13 protein-coding genes and 4 pseudogenes are annotated in these 17251 nt (G+C 70.6%); 10 read left to right on the top strand and 7 right to left on the bottom strand.

What is annotated here, in order from left to right; all coding sequences use genetic code 11:
- Positions 1 to 7: 7 nt before the first annotated feature.
- On the bottom strand, positions 8 to 1258 hold the full coding sequence (locus tag G3I71_RS30300) for a heparan-alpha-glucosaminide N-acetyltransferase domain-containing protein (protein ID WP_164319490.1): 1251 nt from the start codon (positions 1256 to 1258) through the stop codon (positions 8 to 10).
- 664 nt (positions 1259 to 1922) lie between these two features.
- On the opposite strand from G3I71_RS30300, the gene G3I71_RS30295 reads away from it, so the two are divergent.
- From G3I71_RS30295 to G3I71_RS30290, 3 genes and pseudogenes are all read left to right on the top strand, one after another.
- Positions 1923 to 3089 (top strand): YihY/virulence factor BrkB family protein, encoded by a 1167-nt coding sequence (locus tag G3I71_RS30295; RefSeq protein ID WP_164319489.1) that lies wholly within the window; start codon positions 1923 to 1925, stop codon positions 3087 to 3089.
- Complete coding sequence (locus G3I71_RS52370; RefSeq protein WP_275409297.1) at positions 3086 to 3214, top strand: hypothetical protein; 129 nt, start codon at positions 3086 to 3088, stop codon at positions 3212 to 3214. The genes G3I71_RS30295 and G3I71_RS52370 overlap by 4 nt, the downstream gene beginning before the upstream one ends.
- A 10-nt stretch (positions 3215 to 3224) precedes the next feature.
- Positions 3225 to 3914, top strand: a pseudogene (locus G3I71_RS30290) (helix-turn-helix domain-containing protein); the annotation flags it as partial.
- Here G3I71_RS30290 and G3I71_RS30285 read toward each other — a convergent pair.
- Positions 3897 to 4349, bottom strand: a complete 453-nt coding sequence (locus tag G3I71_RS30285; protein WP_164319487.1) for a VOC family protein — start codon at positions 4347 to 4349, stop codon at positions 3897 to 3899. The pseudogene G3I71_RS30290 and the gene G3I71_RS30285 sit on opposite strands and share 18 nt — an antisense overlap.
- A 334-nt stretch (positions 4350 to 4683) precedes the next feature.
- Between G3I71_RS30285 and G3I71_RS30280 the strand changes: the two genes are divergently transcribed.
- From G3I71_RS30280 to G3I71_RS52755, 3 genes and pseudogenes are all read left to right on the top strand, one after another.
- Positions 4684 to 6318, top strand: a complete 1635-nt coding sequence (locus G3I71_RS30280) for a carboxylesterase/lipase family protein (RefSeq protein WP_164319485.1) — start codon at positions 4684 to 4686, stop codon at positions 6316 to 6318.
- Positions 6319 to 6487: 169 nt separating this feature from the next.
- Positions 6488 to 6927 (top strand): annotated as a pseudogene (locus tag G3I71_RS30275) (GntR family transcriptional regulator); the annotation flags it as partial.
- A gap of 338 nt (positions 6928 to 7265) precedes the next feature.
- Positions 7266 to 7391, top strand: a complete 126-nt coding sequence (locus G3I71_RS52755) for a hypothetical protein (protein WP_343243117.1) — start codon at positions 7266 to 7268, stop codon at positions 7389 to 7391.
- Positions 7392 to 7446: 55 nt separating this feature from the next.
- Here G3I71_RS52755 and mmuM read toward each other — a convergent pair whose 3' ends face one another.
- Positions 7447 to 8385 carry a homocysteine S-methyltransferase gene (gene mmuM / locus G3I71_RS30270; RefSeq protein ID WP_164319483.1) on the bottom strand — a complete coding sequence of 313 codons (939 nt, stop codon included), beginning with the start codon at positions 8383 to 8385 and terminating at the stop codon, positions 7447 to 7449.
- Between the two features lie 153 nt (positions 8386 to 8538).
- Between mmuM and G3I71_RS30265 the strand changes: the two genes are divergently transcribed.
- The 3 genes and pseudogenes from G3I71_RS30265 to G3I71_RS30255 all read left to right on the top strand — a co-directional run.
- Positions 8539 to 9972: an amino acid permease gene (locus tag G3I71_RS30265; RefSeq protein ID WP_164319481.1), complete on the top strand. Its 1434-nt coding sequence runs from the start codon at positions 8539 to 8541 to the stop codon at positions 9970 to 9972.
- Positions 9973 to 10092: 120 nt separating this feature from the next.
- A complete protein-coding gene (locus G3I71_RS30260) occupies positions 10093 to 11508 on the top strand; it encodes an amidase (RefSeq protein ID WP_164319479.1) in 1416 nt (471 codons plus the stop codon).
- A gap of 60 nt (positions 11509 to 11568) precedes the next feature.
- Positions 11569 to 11862, top strand: a pseudogene (locus tag G3I71_RS30255) (IS21 family transposase); the annotation flags it as partial.
- 38 nt (positions 11863 to 11900) lie between these two features.
- On the opposite strand, the gene G3I71_RS30250 reads toward G3I71_RS30255, so the two are convergent.
- Complete coding sequence (locus G3I71_RS30250) at positions 11901 to 12317, bottom strand: hypothetical protein (RefSeq protein ID WP_164319477.1); 417 nt, start codon at positions 12315 to 12317, stop codon at positions 11901 to 11903.
- Between the two features lie 242 nt (positions 12318 to 12559).
- Between G3I71_RS30250 and G3I71_RS30245 the strand changes: the two genes are divergently transcribed.
- Positions 12560 to 13231 (top strand): formylglycine-generating enzyme family protein, encoded by a 672-nt coding sequence (locus G3I71_RS30245; protein ID WP_164319475.1) that lies wholly within the window; start codon positions 12560 to 12562, stop codon positions 13229 to 13231.
- 540 nt (positions 13232 to 13771) lie between these two features.
- Here G3I71_RS30245 and G3I71_RS30240 read toward each other — a convergent pair.
- The 3 genes and pseudogenes from G3I71_RS30240 to G3I71_RS30230 all read right to left on the bottom strand — a co-directional run.
- A pseudogene (locus G3I71_RS30240) lies at positions 13772 to 14248 on the bottom strand (hypothetical protein); the annotation flags it as partial.
- Between the two features lie 292 nt (positions 14249 to 14540).
- Positions 14541 to 14861 carry a DUF6191 domain-containing protein gene (locus tag G3I71_RS30235; protein ID WP_164319471.1) on the bottom strand — a complete coding sequence of 107 codons (321 nt, stop codon included), beginning with the start codon at positions 14859 to 14861 and terminating at the stop codon, positions 14541 to 14543.
- A 64-nt stretch (positions 14862 to 14925) separates the two neighbouring features.
- Positions 14926 to 17085 (bottom strand): autotransporter, encoded by a 2160-nt coding sequence (locus G3I71_RS30230; protein WP_164319615.1) that lies wholly within the window; start codon positions 17083 to 17085, stop codon positions 14926 to 14928.
- Positions 17086 to 17251: the final 166 nt, after the last annotated feature.

Genomic DNA, 17251 nt, shown 5'->3' with positions numbered 1-17251 from the left:
GAGCTCCTCAGCGGTGCTGGTCTTGGCTTTCGGTCAGTTCAGTCGGTTCGGTCAGTTCGGTCGGTTCGGATCGGTGGACCGGCGGCTCGGGCGGGTTCCCCTGTGCCCGTCGCCGTTCCCACGCCCGGGCGCGCCTCGCCGCCCCCGCGACCACGGCCTCGAGAGGTCCCTGGCCCCTGGCGAGCTGCCACCCGACCGCGAAGAGCAGTGATCCCGCGACCAGCACGGCGTACTGGAGGTCACGGGAGCTGTTCAGCGCTCCGGTGGCGAGGAACAGGACATGCGCGGTGTAGAGGGTCAGCGGCATGCTTCCGGCAGCCGCCAGCGGGAGCAGCGCCCGCCGCACCACGCTGATCCGGGTCAGCAGCAGGACCGCCGCGAGCAGGGCTGTGGCCGCGCCGAGGGTGTGCAGCAGGTCGAACGGTGAAGTGGAGTGCGGGGCGCGGGAGATCATCGACCACCAGGTCCCGCCGTCCGGGCTGTCCCACAGGACCTCGTCGCGGGCGTGCGGCCCGGTCGCGTCGGGGAACTCGGCCTGCCGCAGCCGCTCCAGACCGCCCCAGCGGAAGAGCCACAACGAGCAGGCCAGCCAGGAGGCGGCGGCGAGCGCCAGCCCGCCGGTCAGCAGCCGGGTCGCGGTGCGCCGGTCGAAGAGGTCGAGGCGCCCGATGGCGAGCCCGGCGCACAGGTACGCCATCCACGCCAGGACCGGATAGGCGCCGTGGACGAGAAGGTCGCCGAGAAGACCGGCCGGGTCGGTGACGACGTCCTGGAGCGTCGGATCACCGTCGAAGGCGGGTTCGGGCAGCGCCCCCCGGAGCAGCTGGACGAGGAACGGCGCGACCACGCCCAGGGCGAGGGCGACGCAGGCCAACGTCCGTGCCCGCAGGGCCAGCAGGGGCAGGGCGAGCAGGAACAGCAGGGCGTAGAAGGCGAGGATGACGTCGACCTGGAGGCCGCCCGCGTTGGCGGCGTAGCCCAGCAGCAGCCCGATCAGACCGACGGTCAGTGCCCGGGCGGTGACCGCCGCGAGCGAGCCGCGGCCGACACGGGGGGTACGGCCGCCGGTGGTGAAGGCGAGGCCGACTCCGGCCACCAGCGCGAAGGTCGCCGAGGACCGGCCGCCCGCCAACTGCCAGGCCACCGTCGGCGAATCGTCAGGCCCGAAGGCTCCGAATACGTGCACGGAGAACATACCGAGCAGTGCGAGGCCGCGGGCCACGTCTGCACCGGCAATGCGCGGTGTCGATAAAGGCATGGGTCGCTCCGTAAATTGGCACGATGGATTACGCGTCCGCTGTGCGACCGCGGTGCAGCTGTGGGCGGAAGTGACAGGTGACGCGATATGGGGAATGGCGTGCGGGATGAAATGACGTATGAGACGTGTGAGCGGAAAATATCGATGGGCGCGGCGTGCGGCACGGCGTCGACCCGCACGTTTTCGTGCGGATCACGGGTAATTCGGCTTGGCCGGGCTTGGTCGGAGCCCGGATGCCCCCGTGTCGTCTTGGTTCGCACTCCCTTGGGCGGGTGTGTCCCGGTGAATGCAATCCGAATTGTTTCGACCCGGTTATGGAGGGGTCAAGGTGGCCCGGCGTAATGTCGCTTTCCTGTTACAGAGTCACGACTTTTCGCACAGATGGCGACCGCCTGTTCGTCTGCCTCACCAGGAAGCTTTCCGTAAGGCAGGTGTAATTGCCGGGCGGTATTCCGTTTACGGGCGCCGGAATATGGCCGCCAAGAGCATGACAGAAATAGTATTCGATTTATCTGCCGTATCGTTCCGCCCGGTTTCCACTGGGTTTCCCGTCGTTTTCTGCTGCGTCACGGGAACGGAGGGAAGGGAGCGGCTCACGGGCGCTGCGCCCTGACCGGGGCACCGGAGGGTGAGAGGGGTGGCGCCCGCCCGATACCGTTAGGGCGTGCAGGCAGCAAGTGAACTTCCCGAGAGCCCCAGCGGCCGACTCCACCGTGCGCGCGTCCTCTACCGGAACGTATCCAAGCGCAGGACCGCGTGGCTGTTGCTCAAGGACACCGTCAACTCGTGTGTCGAGTACCGGATCCTGGGGCTGGCGGCGGAGGCGGCCTTCTTCACGCTGCTGTCCGTGCCGCCACTGCTGCTGAGCCTGATCGGGCTGCTCGGCTACGTCGACGACTGGACCGGCACCGACACCATCACCAGCCTGGAGACGAACATCCTGGAGGCGTCCCGCACGGTCCTGTCCGACAAGGGCGTCGCCGAGATCGCCCGGCCGATCCTGAACGACGTGATGAAGGGCGGCCGGCCCGACGTCATCTCCATAGGGTTCCTGTTCGCCCTCTGGTCCGGCTCGCGCGCGGTGAACGTCTTCATCGACACCATCACCGTGATGTACGGCCTCGACGGCGTCCGAGGCATCGTCAAGACCCGGCTCGTCGCCTTCGTGCTGTTCGTCGTGGGGCTGCTGATCGGCTCGGTCGCGCTGCCGCTGATGGTGGCGGGCCCGGACGCCGTGCTGAACGTCCTGCCATGGTCGGAGACGCTCGTACAGGTCCTGTACTGGCCCGTCGTGATCCTGCTGTCCATCGCCTTTCTGACGACGCTGTTCCATGTGTCGGTCCCGGTGCGCTCACCGTGGATCGAGGACGTCCCGGGCGCGCTGATGGCCCTCGCGATGTGGGTGTTCGGCAGCTTCCTGCTGCGCATCTACCTGACCAAGACGATCGAGGGCGCCACGATCTACGGATCGCTCGCCGCTGCCGTCGCCGTCCTCCTGTGGGTCGGGGTGTCCGCGTTCGCCGTGCTCGTAGGGGCCGCCGTCAACGCGGCGATCGACCGCGTCTGGCCGGCCGCCGCCACCGCCGCCGCGCGCGCCGCCAACGAACGGATCCGTGAGGAGGAGGCCGCCGAGTACGTCGCCCGGATGGCCGTCGTCCACTCCTACGAGCCCGACGGCGACGCCGATGACGACCCCGACGACTGCGACATGCCCTCCGAGTTCCCGGAACGCTGGTCGCGCTTCCTGCCCCCGGAGGACGTGACGTCCCGCCTGCGGACCCACGTGAAGAGCACACCCAAGACGGGAGAGGGCCCCCCTCCCGGGAAGTGACGCACCCCGGCTCCTTCAACGCCTCCCTGTACGCCCGTCGGGCCGGCTGCGGCAGCGACTTCGCCCTGCTCGGCGCCTTCGGACGGATGTACGGCGCCGGCCCTGAAGAACACCGGGCGGCGTAGCGTGTCGTACGTGTACGAGGAACGGGCCTCCCGACTGCCGGGCGCGACGGTGTGGACCAACACCCCGGCCGGGCTCGGCGACGCGCGGCCGGTCCTGCCCGACGGCTGCATGGACCTGCTGTGGAGCGAGGGCCGACTGCTGGTCGCGGGACCGGACACCCGCCCGTACGTCTCCGAAGGCGCCCCCGCGCACTGGGCGGGCGTCCGCTTCCACCCCGGTACGGCGCCGGCCCTGCTGGGCGTACCCGCGCACGAACTCCGTGACCGGCGGGTCGAGTTGTCCGACCTGTGGGGAGCGGCCGAGGTGCGACGCCTCAGGGCACGCTTCGACGCGGTGGCCGACCCGGCGACGGCGCTCGAGGAGCTGGCGCTGGAACGGGCGGCGTGCACGGACCCGCCGGATCCGCTGCTGGGCGGCCTGGTCACGGCCCTGCGGGCGGGCCGCCCGGTCGCGCGCACGGCCGACGAACTGGGCCTGAGCGCCCGTCAGTTGCACCGCCGCTCCCTGACCGCCTTCGGATACGGCCCCAAGACGCTGGCCCGTATCCTCCGCCTCCAGCGCGCACTGGCCCTGGCCCGGAAAGGGGTGCCCTTCGCGGAGACGGCGACTCGCGCGGGGTACGCCGACCAGGCCCACCTCGCCCGGGACGTGAGGGAGTTGGCGGGGATGCCGCTGGGGAAGCTACTCGGCGGAGGGGGCGGGGGAGGAGGCGGGGGAGGAGGCCAGGGGCGCGAACAGGTCGACCCCGTTGCCGTCCGGGTCGAGCACGGACGCGTACCGCTGTCCCCATACGGCGTCCCACGGTTTCAGCTCGCTCCGATACCCCGCACCCACCAACTCCTCGTACAGGGAGTCGACGTCGGCGGCCGAGCCGCACAGCATGGCCAGCCCGATCCGTCCGCCGCCGCTGGGGGCCCGCCACCCGGGGTGGAAGGACTGGACGGTCTCCTCGGTGTCGAGCAACAGCCGTAGCCCGCCCGGGAGTTCGGCCTCGACATGCGGTTGATCCTCGGCCCCCTCGGGGAAGTCGAGCCCGAGCCTGCGGTAGAACGCGACGGAGGCCGCCAGATCGGCGGTGACGATGCCGACGGCGTCGAACCGGGGCGTGGGGCGTGGGGTCGGTTGTGAAGTCATACGGCCAGGTTAGGCGGGCGCCCCGGGCCGGTCTTGAACGAATCGGACGCGACCGCGCCGCTGGTCCAGCCCCGGTCGCGGGCCCCGCAGGAGGGCGCCAACAGTGGGAAGTACAGCCGCACCTTGATCGGTGGCCACTCGGGCACATCGACTTCCGACGGCCTCGACGGTCCTGTTCGCCTGCCACAAGGACCGGTCCCGTCCCTGAACGCTCAACCTGGCGGGCTGACGGCACCGCACCCACCGAATGGCTCCTTCCGCGGGAATACCGGCAGGTCATGTGTTGCTCTGATCTGAACGGTTCACGAGCGGCGGCGAGAGAGCTGGTGGGCAGATGACGGATGAATCGACGCAGCCCGTCGTTCGGACGCCCTACGGGGACGTCCGCGGCAGATACGAGGGCTACGCCGGCTACGAAGGACGCGAAGGACACGGCGGCGACAGGATCGCCGTGTTCCGCGGCATCCCGTACGCCGCACCGCCCTTCGGCCCCCGCCGGTTCCGGCCGCCCGTGCCGCCCACCCCCTGGGACGGGGTGCGCGACGCGGGCGGCTTCGGTCCCACCGCACCGAAACCGCCGTACTCCGAGGCCTTCGCCCGGCTGCTGTCGGACCCGGTGGTGCCCGGCGACGACTGCCTCAACCTCAACGTCTGGACACCGGAGCCCGGGCACGGGGCCCGGCTCCCGGTCATGGTGTGGTTCCACGGTGGCGCCCTGACCCGCGGGTCCTCGGCCGTGCCCGTCTACGACGGTCACGCCTTCGCCCGCGACGGCGTGGTCCTCGTCTCGGTCAACTACCGCCTGGGCGTGGAGGGTTACGGCCTCTTCCCGGACGCACCCCCGAACCCCGGCCTCCGCGACCAGCTCGCCGCGCTGGAGTGGGTGCGCGCGTCGATCGCGGCCTTCGGCGGCGACCCCGACCGCGTCACCGTCTTCGGCCAGTCGGCCGGCGCGATCAGTATCGGCGCGCTCCTCGCCTCCCCACGGGCCCAGGGGCTCTTCCGGCGGGCGGTGCTGCAGAGCGGGTCGCCCGAGGCGAGCGACCGCGACAAGGTACGGCGGATGGTGCGCCGGATGGCGACCCGGCTGAAGATCCCGGCGACCGCCGAGGCCTTCGCCGCCGTCGACCGGGAGCTGCTGCTGCGAGTCCAGGGCGAGGTGGGGCGGCTGAGCAGCCCGGTGCTGGGCGGGCCCGCCTTCGGCATCGTCGTCGACGGCGACCTCGTACCCCGCGACCCGCTGGAGGCCCTGGTCGACGGGGTCGCCGCCGACGTCGACCTGCTCCTGGGCTGGACCCGTGACGAGTACCGGCTGTGGCTGGTGCCGGGCGGGCTGATGGAGCGCGTCGACCGGCTCGGCGCGGTCGCCCTGGCCGGCGCGATGGCCCGCTGCCACTGCGGCCCCGAGGTCCCGCGCGGCTACCGCGCCCTGCACCCGGGCGCCGGCACGGCCGACCTCGTCGGCCAACTGGTCACCGACCACCTGCTGCGCGTACCGCTGCACCGGCTCGCCGACGCCCGGGGCGAGGCCGGGACGTATGCGTACGAGTTCGCCTGGCCGTCCACCCAGCCCGGTCTGGGTGCCTGCCACGCCCTCGAACTGGGATTCGTGTTCGACACCCACCAGGCCCCCGAGTCGGCCAAGCTCGCTGGCCAGGGCGCCCCGGAGGAACTCGCCGAGGTCATGCACAGGGCGTGGGTGCGCTTCGCCGTCGACGGCGACCCGGGCTGGCAGCCGTGGGACGCCTCGCACCCGGTGCGCGTCTTCGGCGACGGCGACCCGCACACCGTAGAAGGCCCGCGCGACCGCGAACTGGCCCTGTGGGCCGCCGACCGCGCCTCCATGCCCCCGACGGCTCCGGAGCCCGAACCCCGGTCGGCCGCGCGGCCCCGGTTGCCCCTTCGGGGTGCGGAACCGCTGTCCGTCGTACGTCGGCTGCGCCGCCCCGGCGGCGTTCCCCGGCGCTGATCACCGCCACCAGGCGGGATCCGGCCAGGTGGCGGATCTGCCGCTCGCGACGGCAAACCGCCGGTTCACACCGGTGAACGACCGGTGACAGGGTGCCGCAACACCATCGGGGGGCGGCCCACGGTCATGGTCCGGGGGAATCGGCCCCCCGGGCCACCCTGGAGCCCCGATGCCCGCCGACCGCGCTCGCGATCACACCGCGCCCGTCGCGGCCACGCGGCGCCGCCGGCTGCGCGCCGACCGGGCACGGCACTCGCCGACCTGCTGCGCCACCAGCATCTGACCGAGGGCTTCCCTGACGGCGCACTCCCGCACGAGGACGCCATCGGCGCCGACTACGGAGCGTCCCGCAACACCGTGCGCCAGGCACGGGACCTGCTCCGCACCGAACGAATGGTCGAGCGGCTGCCCGGGGTCGGGACGGTCGTCACCTGTCAGAAGTACCCGCACGGCCTGGACCGCCTGACGGGCCTCGCCGAGACCCTGCCCGAGCACGGCCACGTCACCGACGAGGTCCGCACCATGAGCCCGGTCCCCGCACCCGGGCCGGTCGCCGCCCGGCTCGGACCGGAGCCGCGCGCCCAAGTGCTGTACGTGGAGCGGCTGCGACATCCCGCAGCGCGACGATACGGACTGGCCGGTGCACCTCAACCTCCGTACGGCGGCGGACGGTTCGATGGAGTTCCTGACCCGGCCGGTGGCGCCCTACCCGGTTCCGGCCGAGGGCTTCGAACCGACGGGCGGCGCCGTGAATGTCCTCGGCGAGGTCCACCCCGAACAGGTCGCGACCACCGGCTGCCCGCCCCCGCTGGACACGGCTGCCGCCGCAGCGCTCAACGACCCCGCCTGGCAGGTCCGTTCGGGCGCGGCCACGGCACTCGGCGCGGCGGCACCGGCATTGGCGGTTCCCGCCCTGGCCGGCGCACTGTCCGACCCGTTTCGCCGACGTGCGCAAGGCCGCCGTCCGGGCGCTGCGCCGCCACGACGGGCGACCGGGAGTCGCCGACGCCCTCGCCTCGATGGCGGGAGACGTGGACGTGGACGCGGACGTACGGGCCTACGCCCGGTTGTAGGGGGCGTGACGGGTGGAACCAGTTGCTACGGGGAGGTGCGCCGCGTACGACGTCGTCACCGCAGCGTGTCGGCGATCGACGTTATCGCCTGCGGCCCCACCCGGCAGCATCCGCCGATCAGCCGCGCGCCCGCGTCCCGCCAGCCCGTCACCTGACCGGCGGCGAAGGTCGAACTGCCGGTCCAGGTACGGGCGTCGGCGTCCCAGACCTCGCCGCTGTTCGGATAGACCACGACCGGCTTGCCGGTCACGCGGGCCGCCAGTTCCACGGCGCCGTCCACGTCCTCGGGCACACAGCAGTTCACGCCGACCGCGACGACCTCGTCCGCCTCGGCGGCCGGCGCGAACGCCTCCGCCAACGGCTGCCCGGCCCGCGTCCGCTCCCCGGCCACGCTGTACGACAGCCACACCGGCACCCCGAGCCCGCGCACCGCGCGCAGCAGGGCGTCGGCCTCGTCGAGGTCGGGGACCGTCTCCAGGGCCAGGACGTCGGGCCCGGCGGCGGCCAGCACCTCCACCCGAGGCCGGTGGAAACGCTCCAGCTCCGCCACGCTCAGCCCGTACCGCCCCCGGTACTCGGAGCCGTCCGCGAGCATCGCCCCGTACGGCCCGACGGACGCCGCCACCCACAACGGCCGCTCCGCCTTCGCCCGGCGCGCGGCCTCGCGGGCCAGCTCCACGCTCGACGCGAGCAGCTCGGCGGCCCGCTCGCGGCCGATGCCCCGCTTGGCGAAGCCCGCGAAGGTGGCCTGGTAGCTGGAGGTGATCGCGATGTCCGCGCCCGCCTCGTAGTAGGCGAGGTGCGCGTCGACGATCGCCTCGGGCTGCTCGACGAGCAGCCGCGCCGACCACAGCTCGTCGTTCAGATCGTGCCCGGCGAACCGCAGTTGGTTGGACATGCCACCGTCGAGGACGAGAGGCGCGCCCGAGGCCAGGGCGGCGGAGAATGAGGCGTCGGCGGAGGAGCGGGCGGCTTCACTGGTCTCGCTGGTCATGCCTCGACGCTAGTCGACCGCGCACCCGACGGCCGCATGTGTCCAGTACATGAACAGATGGACCACAATGTGGGATGGCGAGTTACGATCACGCCCTCCCCACACCCTCTCCTCTCCTCCCCTCCCCGTCCCTCCCCGCCCACCGGAAGTGTCATGACTGCTCCCAGCACCACCGAGGCAGACGAGCCGGAACTGACTCCGACCGCGCCGACCGAGAACACACCCCGCCGCACCTTCGGTCTGGCCGCCGCCACCGCGCTCGTGATGGGCAACATCATCGGCGGCGGCATCTTCGTCCTGCCGGCCGCGGTCGCCCCGTACGGCTCGGTGAGCCTGCTCGCCTTCCTGATCCTGTCGATCGGCGCGGTACTGCTCGCCCTGCTCTTCGGCAAGCTGGCCCGCCGCAGCCCGGTCACCGGCGGCCTGTACGTGTACCCGCGCGACGCGTTCGGCCCCTTCGCGGGCTTCCTGTCGGCGTGGTCGTACTGGACGATGACCTGGGTCAGCATCGCCGCCCTGGCGGTGGCGGTAGTGGGTTACGTCGACGTACTGATCCCCCTGAACGACAGCCACGCCCTGGGCGCGCTGGTCGCGATCCTGGCCCTCTGGCTGCCGGCCGCCGCGAACTTCGCGGGCACCCGGTGGGTCGGGCGCGTACAGATCGTGTCGACGATCCTCAAGTTCGTGCCGCTGCTGGTGGTCGCCACGGTCGGCCTGTTCTTCATCGACACGGACAACTTCGGCGCCTTCAACGCGTCCGGCGACAGCGTGCCCGGCGCCCTGGCCGCCTCCGCCGCGCTGCTTCTGTACAGCTTCCTCGGCGTCGAGTCGGCGGCGGTCAGCGCGGGTGAGGTGGAGGACCCCGAGCGCAACGTCGGCCGCGCCAGCGTCCTGGGCACGCTGGGCTCGGCCCTCGTCTACATCCTCGGCACGGTCGCCGTCTTCGGCCTGGTCCCGCACGACAAGCTCGTCGACTCCGGCGCCCCCTTCGCCGACGCCGTGAACACGATCACCGGCGGCAGCTGGGGCGGCACGGCCATCGCGCTGGTGGCCGTGGCGTCGATCGTCGGCTGCCTCAACGGCTGGATCCTGCTCGCCGCGCAGATGCCGTACGCGGCGGCTCGCGACGGCCTCTTCCCGGCACCGTTCGCGAAGGTCGGCAAGGGCGGGGTGCCCGGGTTCGGCGTCCTGGCGTGCGCGATCCTCGGCACGACCCTCATCGCCTTCAACTACACGGCGGGCCCGGACACCACGTTCCGCGTCCTGGTCCTGATCACGACGTTCACGGGCTGCTTCCCGTACCTCCTCTCAGCGGCGGCCCAGCTGTACTGGCTCGCCAGGGGCACGCGGGACCGGGTCCGTCCGGCGGGCCTGGTCCGCGACCTGATCGTCGCCGGCCTCTCCTTCGCCTTCTCCTTCTGGCTGATCGCGGGCGCGGGGTACGCGGCGGTCTACCAGGGGGTGCTGTTCCTGTTCGCCGGGATCCCGGTGTACGTGTGGATGCGCGGGCGTCGGTCGACGGAGGAGGGCGGGGAGAACGAGGAGAGCGAGGTGACGGAGAAGGCGGCGGCGGAAGCTGTGGCCTAGCTGGCCCGAGGCGTGTCGTCTCCTGAGCTAATTCGAATTGGTTGGCGAAATCCTCGCGTGTTACTTGCCGGTAAGGAATGATGGCGGACGACCATCCACACGGCAGATGCTGAGGCACCGGTGACGACTTTCGATGAACGGACCATCGTTCATGCTTTCCGGGACGACTCCTTGGGAGAGCACGACGCCGTCGGCCTCGCCGAGGCGATCCGGCGGGGTGAGGTGTCCCCCGCCGAGGTCGCCCGGGACGCCGTGGAGCGGGTGCGGGCGGTCGACGCGCGGCTGGGCGCGGTTCAGGTGCAGGTCGACAGCCCGGCGCACGCCGCCGGAACGGGCGGTGCCTTCGCCGGGGTGCCGACGTTCGTCAAGGACAACACCGACTACCAGGGGCTGCCCACGGGCCACGGCAGCGCCGCCTTCCGGCCGAGGCCGGCGCGGCGGCACGCACCGTTCGCCCAGCAGCTCCTGAGCAGCGGTGTCACGGTGCTGGGCAAGACCCGGCTGCCCGAGTTCGGGTTCAACGCGAGCACCGAGTACGACGGTGCGGAGCCGGTGCGCAACCCGTGGAACACGGGCTACTCGGCGGGCGGTTCGTCGGGCGGCAGCGCGGCACTGGTCGCCGCCGGTGCCGTGCCGGTCGCGCACGCCAACGACGGCGGTGGCTCGATCCGGATACCCGCGGCCTGCTGCGGACTCGTCGGCCTCAAGCCGACCCGTGGCCGCGTCGTGGGGAGTGAGCTGGGCCGTCGGCTGCCGATCGACATCGTCTCCGACGGAATCGTGAGCCGTTCGGTGCGGGACACCGCCGCGTTCCTCGCCGCCGCGGAGACGCACCGGCGGAGTCCCGGGCTGCCGCCCATCGGCCTGGTCGAAGGCCCCTCGGAGCGACGGTTGCGCATCGGGTTCCTGCTGGACTCGCCGAACGGAGCTCACACCGACGCGGCGACCCGGGCGGCGGTCACGGAGACCGTGGCCACGCTCGGACGGCTCGGACACACCGTGGAACCGGTGGAGTTGGACTTGGACCCGAACTTCACCAGCGACTTCCTCACGTACTGGGGGATGCTGTCCTTCCTCCTCGGTGTCACGGGCCGCAGCCTCGGGGCGGACTTCGACCGGCGCCGCATGGACGCCCTGTGCCAGGGGCTGCGCGAGGACTATCTGCGGAACTGGCGGCGGACTCCCGGCGTGGTGCGACGACTGAAGCGTACGAAGGAGGCGCATGCGGCGTCCTTCCGTGGGCTCGACCTCGTGATGTCGCCCGTGCTCGCCCACACCACGCCACCGATCGGCCACCTCAGCCCGAACGTTCCCTACTCGACGCTGATGGAACGGCTCCTCGCGTACGTAGCGTTCACACCGCTCGACAACATCGTCGGCACTCCGTCGATCTCGGTGCCCGCCGTGAGTGCGACGGCGGACGGGCTACCCATCGGCGTCATGTTCTCCGCCGCCGCCGGCGGTGAACGGAAGCTGCTGGAGATCGCCTTCGAACTGGAGGCCGACCGGCCCTTCCGGCGTATCCAGGACCGGTGACATCGGCATCGCGGGGCTACGGCTCCCGCGCCTTCTCTGAACTACGTGGTGCCAGAGGCGATCGCGACTTCCGTTCGACACGAGGAGATCCTTGAGGCACACGACCTCACGGGCAGTTGCCGTGCCGCGGCCGAGCCGGCCGGGTGCGATCACCACACGGTGGCCCGGTACGTGAAGATGCGGGCCGCCGGCCAGTACCCCGACCAGCGCCGTCGGGCCCGCGCGGACGTGGTGCACGAGAGGATCGCCGCGATGGGCTTCACCGGCGGGGAACACACCACCCGCCGCACGATCGCCGAAGCAAAAGACCAGTTCGGGGCAGGTAGGCGCCGGGTTTACCGGCAATGGGTGACTTCTCTGAACTTGCCTGAACGGTGCTCGAGCCCGCGATGTCAGTGTTCGCCGTGGAGTTCGTGGTAGGTGAGGAAGTCGAAGAAGCCCAGGCCGTCGATCACGGTCCCGGACTCGACTTCCTGCAGAGTCCAGGGGTGGGCGGAGTAGTCGTCAATCGCAACACCTCCGTGCTCAAGCAGCAGCGCGACCAGTCGGTGGACCTCCGCAGTGCCATCGATCCGCCCGGAGATATCGATCTGCACTGCCCAGCCGGGGTGATGCCCGACGGCCACTTCGAGGACTGCGACATCGTCGGGATCCCAGTCGGAGAAGAGGTACCCGGCTTCCTCATCGTCGATGTTGATGTAGAGGTTGCCGTCCAGAGTCCACGGATCACGCTGCTGGGGCAGGTACTGATCGAGCGAGGCGACGGTCTCGGCTCGCTCACCTGCGGGGAACACGAACACGCTGCGCATGGGATGGAGCGTAGGCGGTGCAGCGTCGCGGCGACCAGGGAGATTCAGGGCAGGTGTCCCGTCTCGGATGATCTGGACTGTGGGCAGAGCTGTTCCCTGCGGCGACCAGATCGTTTGGGACGCCTCGGCGCCGAGAGTCTCAGTTGGTCTGGCTCCGGGCGCTTGGACGCCGGTCGCTGTCTCACTTGATGTGGCCGGCCCCGCCTTGGCGAACTGACACGTCTCGGTAGGATCTCCTGATCATGGACGTGGTCGCGGGAAACGAGATGGTCGCCATCCCGCCGGGGCAGGTAACGCTGTCGGACCGGCGGACGCGGCGCAGTTGGTCGGTCGAGCTTGCGCCCTACCAGCTCGCGGCATTCCCGGTCACCCAGGCGTTGTATGCACAGATCGCCGGCCGGCGGCCGAGCACCGCCCAGGGGGACCAGTTGCCCGTTGAGTGCGTTTCCTGGTGGGACGCGGCACGGTTCTGCAACGCCCTGTCCCTGCGCGACGGGTTCACGCCCGCCTACCACCTCCCTGCCGACAGCGAAGGCATCGAGTGGGACGCATCCGCCGACGGATACCGGCTGCCGACCGAAGCCGAGTGGGAGCACGCCTGCCGTGCCGGTACGACCGGGCCGCAGTACGGGATGCTCGACGAGATCGCCTGGTACCGGGGCAACTCGGACGAGCGCATCCACGCCGTGGGCGGCAAAGACCCCAACCCATGGGGTCTTTACGACATGCTTGGCAATGTCTGGGACTGGTGCTGGGACGTCTACGACGCAGAGGTCTACGGCACCTACCGGGTGCTCCGTGGCGGTGGTTGGTTCGATGAGCACTGGAGTTGCCGGGCCTCTGCGCGGCGCCGCAGCCACCCGACATTCCAGGTCGACGACGTAGGGTTCCGCATCGCGCGCTCCATTGTGTGACGACCGGTCCCGCGCATCGTCGAACGCGACGTCCGCCACCTCCGCCAACGGACGGCGGACCTCTCCCGTACGCGGGCCAACCACGCCACTTCGTAGGCCAAACCTCTGCCGACCCCCAACCCTTGAGAGTCGGTTGGCCTCGATGAGCATTGTCAGGGTGGTGAGACGCCCTGCTCCAGGATTCGCAGTGAAGGTGGATGACTTCGGGGTAGGTGGCCACTTCGGTTCGGGGCTCGGAGGGACGGTGGGGATCACCGAACGGGTCCTCGCCCAGCATTTCGAGTCGGCGGTTCCACCTCTGCCGAAGGGGCTCTCCGCTCTGCTCACTGGTGAACCACCTGGTCAGCCAGTCGCGGGCGTCGATGAAGGCCAGTTCGGTGAAGGGATGGGCGCCCCGGCGGACGATCCGGTGATGCTGGAGGTTGGCCCGCAGAACCTCGGGCAGCAGCGTCAGATCGTGTTGCTCTGCTCCGAGGAGCCAGCGGCTGTGCCGGTGGCAGACACCTTCGTGGTGCGGGGTGCTGCGGACGACGAGCCCGTGGACGCGCCGTCCGGCCAGACGACGTCGACAGGCAGGCCTGCTTCGCGCGCCTCGATGACGGCGTCCGCGGTGCCGCCACCCTTGCCGGTCGGGGGCTCTCCGTTCCACACGGCCACAAGTCGGTCGGCGCGCTGGAGAAGCGCCCGGTTGGCATCCTCGTACGCTGATCGACCGGCCGCCTCGTTGGGAAGCACGAGCACCTCGTCGGCGGACTCCACCAACCGGTCGAAGGTCTCGGCATGGTCGGCTTTGACCTTGTTCTGCCGGTAGTCCCGCGAGGGAATGACGACGATCAGACGCCCGCCGAGTTCCAGCACGACCTCGGCGAACAGCGAGTCGGCGCCCTTGGCGATGCATGACACGCCGGTCAGACCGGAGTCGGCGAATGGCTTCAGCGCTTCGTGGAGGGCCTCGCGTACCAGGGGCACACTAATGTCGGTCAGGTCGATGTGCCCTGTCACAGCGATGATGGTCATGTTGCTCCCTCAGTTCGACAGTAGGTCGCGGATGATGGTCAGACCTCGCTCGCGGCCTGGGAGGATGCCCTGGTGATCTCCCGGGTGCGAGACGCGCACGGAGGTCACCAGGGAGTCCGCGAATGGCAAGAGCTTCAGAACCTCGTTCTCCCGCGCTCAGCTCAGGGGAAGGTCTGCGAGCACTACTACGTACACCGGGGAGTCCGGGGCACCCCGGGTACTCCCAGACGCTCCCTCGTTTACCCGAGAGCGCGGGAGTGACGTTCGCGAACGACGACGCCGTACCCGCGCCCTACTGGTCGGTTTGCGGTACACGGACGACCGCGACCCCTCCCTCCAGATCCACCGTCGTCCGGTTCGGCGGCGCTCCGTCCTCCTCGTCGTCCCGCATCAGCAGCGACGACTGCCGTTCCTTGAGTTCGTTCTGTTTCCCGGGGGAGAAGGTCGCGTGGAGTTGTTCGAACCCGGTTGCCGATATCTGGCCCTGGCGGGCGCTGTTGCGCCAGGGGAGCCGTCCGGCCCGCCCGGCACGCAACAGCAGCTGATCTGCGAAGGCCGTGGCGGTCAGCAGGATGACCAGCCCCGGCAAGGTCATGAAGACGGCGAATCCCATGCTCTCCAGTATCCGGAGCGGGGGGCGATACCGACAGGTCTCGCCCGCCCCGGATCAGTCCCGCTCAGTCCCGCTCAGTCCCACTCCGTCCCGTTCCGCCCTGCGCCGCATGCCGTCCGCCCCGGCGCCGTCCGTTTCCGTGTCCCCGGACCCTCCGGGTAGCCGGAATCCTCAGTCCCGCCAACAGCCCGACCGCCATCGCGTACGGCCAGAAGCCGAGCCCCAGACCGGACGCCGCGGAGGTGGAGTCGGTGCTCGCGCCGGCCGCCGTGACCGAGCCCGATCCTGTCCCCGTCTTCGACCCGGAGCGCGCTCCCGGACTCGCAGTCGGTGACGCAGTCTTCGAGGCCGGCGTCAGGACCACGTCGTTTCCGTCGCCGCCCCGGTAGCTGATCCGGTACGTCGTGTCGCCGAGCTTCAGCGCGGTGCTCTCCTTCAACCCGCTGAACGCACCGGACGTCTTCACCCGCCCCGAGTGGTTCAGCACCGTGATCGTGCGGGCAGAGGAAGAGGCAGGGGCAGAGGCAGAGGCAGAGGCAGGGGCTGAACCCGCCGCCGACAAGTCCAGCGTCCCCGCCAGCCGCACCGCACCGGCGACCTTCAACGGACGGCCCCGCAGCACCAGTTCGCCCTTCGCCGCCTGCGTATAGCTCCCCGTCACCGTCAACCCGCCCGCTACCACGCCCTCGTTCGTCACCGAGCCCTTGACCGTCCCCGAGCCGGTGAGCGTGGTCCTCACGCGCAGCCCCGCCGAGCCCACGTCCAGCCGTGCGCCCGCCGCAGTCAGCCGGATCGCCTTGCTGCGAGCGAGAGTTGCTCCGCCCCTGAGCGCCAGCGTGCCCTTCGTGACCGTCGTGCTGCCGCCGTACGTCACTCCGCTGCCCGTCAGTGTCGTCGTCGCCGCGCCCGACTGTGTGAACGAGCCGCCGCCGCTGATCCGCGACAGCACCAGCGCCCTGCTCGTGTTCCGTACCACCAACGAGCCGTTGTTCACGACCTTGTAGAGCGAGCCCGCGGTGTACAGGCCGCCGTCACCGCCCGCCTTTCCGCTGCCCAGTCGCAGTACCGCGCCCTTCTCGACGGTCGTCGACCCGTCGTAGTACTGGACGGCGGCGAACGTGACATCGTTGCCGCGCGTTCCCTTGACGACGATGTCCCCGGCGCCGGGCGCGGACAGGGTGTCGTGGAACCGGCCGCCGCCGATGGGGGCACCCAGCGTCACCGGGCCGTCGTAGTCGAAGGTCAGGAGTGAACGGGATCTCGCCGCGAGGAGGTTGATGTATACGGTCTCCGACGTACCCGGCATGAAGATCTTGTTCGTCGTGCCGTCGCCCCACTGGACGTTCGCGCCCTTGATGTTGGTGCCGCGCTTGTTGACGTTCTTGCGGGCGGGCGTCCAGTTGAGGGCGGGGTCGCTGAGCGACGGGTCGGTGTCGCCGCCCTGGTTCGACCAGCTGTACTGACCGGTCAGCACCACCTTCGAGCCCGGGCGGGACTGGACGTTGATGTCGCTGCCGTACTCGCGCTGGTAGAAGTCCATCCCCATGGTGACCGTCTGGCCGAGCGGCGTGTCGACCGTCCAGGTGCCCTGATTGAGAACCTTGCGCACGCGGGGGAGTGACGTCGCGAACTCCGGTCGGCCCGCGTTGACCTGGGTGCCGTTGTCGATGACTCCGGAGAAGGAGTGGGTGCCCGAGAGATCCCAGGTGCCCCAGAGGAAGCGGGGTTGGGTCACGAGTCCGGCGCCGCTGATCGTGCCCAGGTTGTACGCGCTCTTCAGCGACAGGCGCAGGGTGCCGTCCACCCTGATGTTGTCCTGGTTCAGGCGGAACGACGGGGTGTTGTACGGGAAGTGGCCGATCAGGCCCGTCGTTCCGCCGTTGCCGTACTGGAGAGTGGCTCCCCGCTCGACCGTCACCGCCGGTGGGTCGGGGTTCGTCACCGTGACGTACGGGTGGTTGCCGCCCGGGATGCTCACCCGCTGCCCCTGCCGGGACCTGGGCAGCGTGAAGTCGCTGTCCCTGGTCAGGATCAGAGTGCCTGTGCCGCGCACGGTGAGAGTGCCTTCGCCGCGGAGGACGCCGTCGTACGTCGTCGTCCCGGCGGGCACCGTCACCACCGTGTCGCCGGTGAGCGTGATGTCCCGGCCGGCGAGTACGTCGGAGGTGGCGTCCCGGGAACCGGCCGCCGACGCGGGCGGGGCGCCGAGCAGGAGGGCGGTCATCGCGAGGGCCGCGGCAGCCGTGACCGTCCGTTGAGCGGCCCCGGGGGCGAGGCCGGCGATGGGGCTGGTGGTGGGGGAGTCGCTGTGCACGTGACAGGAGACGGACCGGACTTCCCGGTAATAACAGAAAGTTGTTCGGCGGATTCATTCGTTCCGACCCGTTGAC

The sequence above is a fragment of the Streptomyces sp. SID12501 genome, assembly GCF_010550245.1.
Taxonomy (GTDB): Bacteria; Actinomycetota; Actinomycetes; order Streptomycetales; family Streptomycetaceae; genus Streptomyces.
The sequence above is the reverse complement of the archived record's forward strand: the minus strand, read 5'-3'. Positions and strand labels throughout refer to the sequence as shown.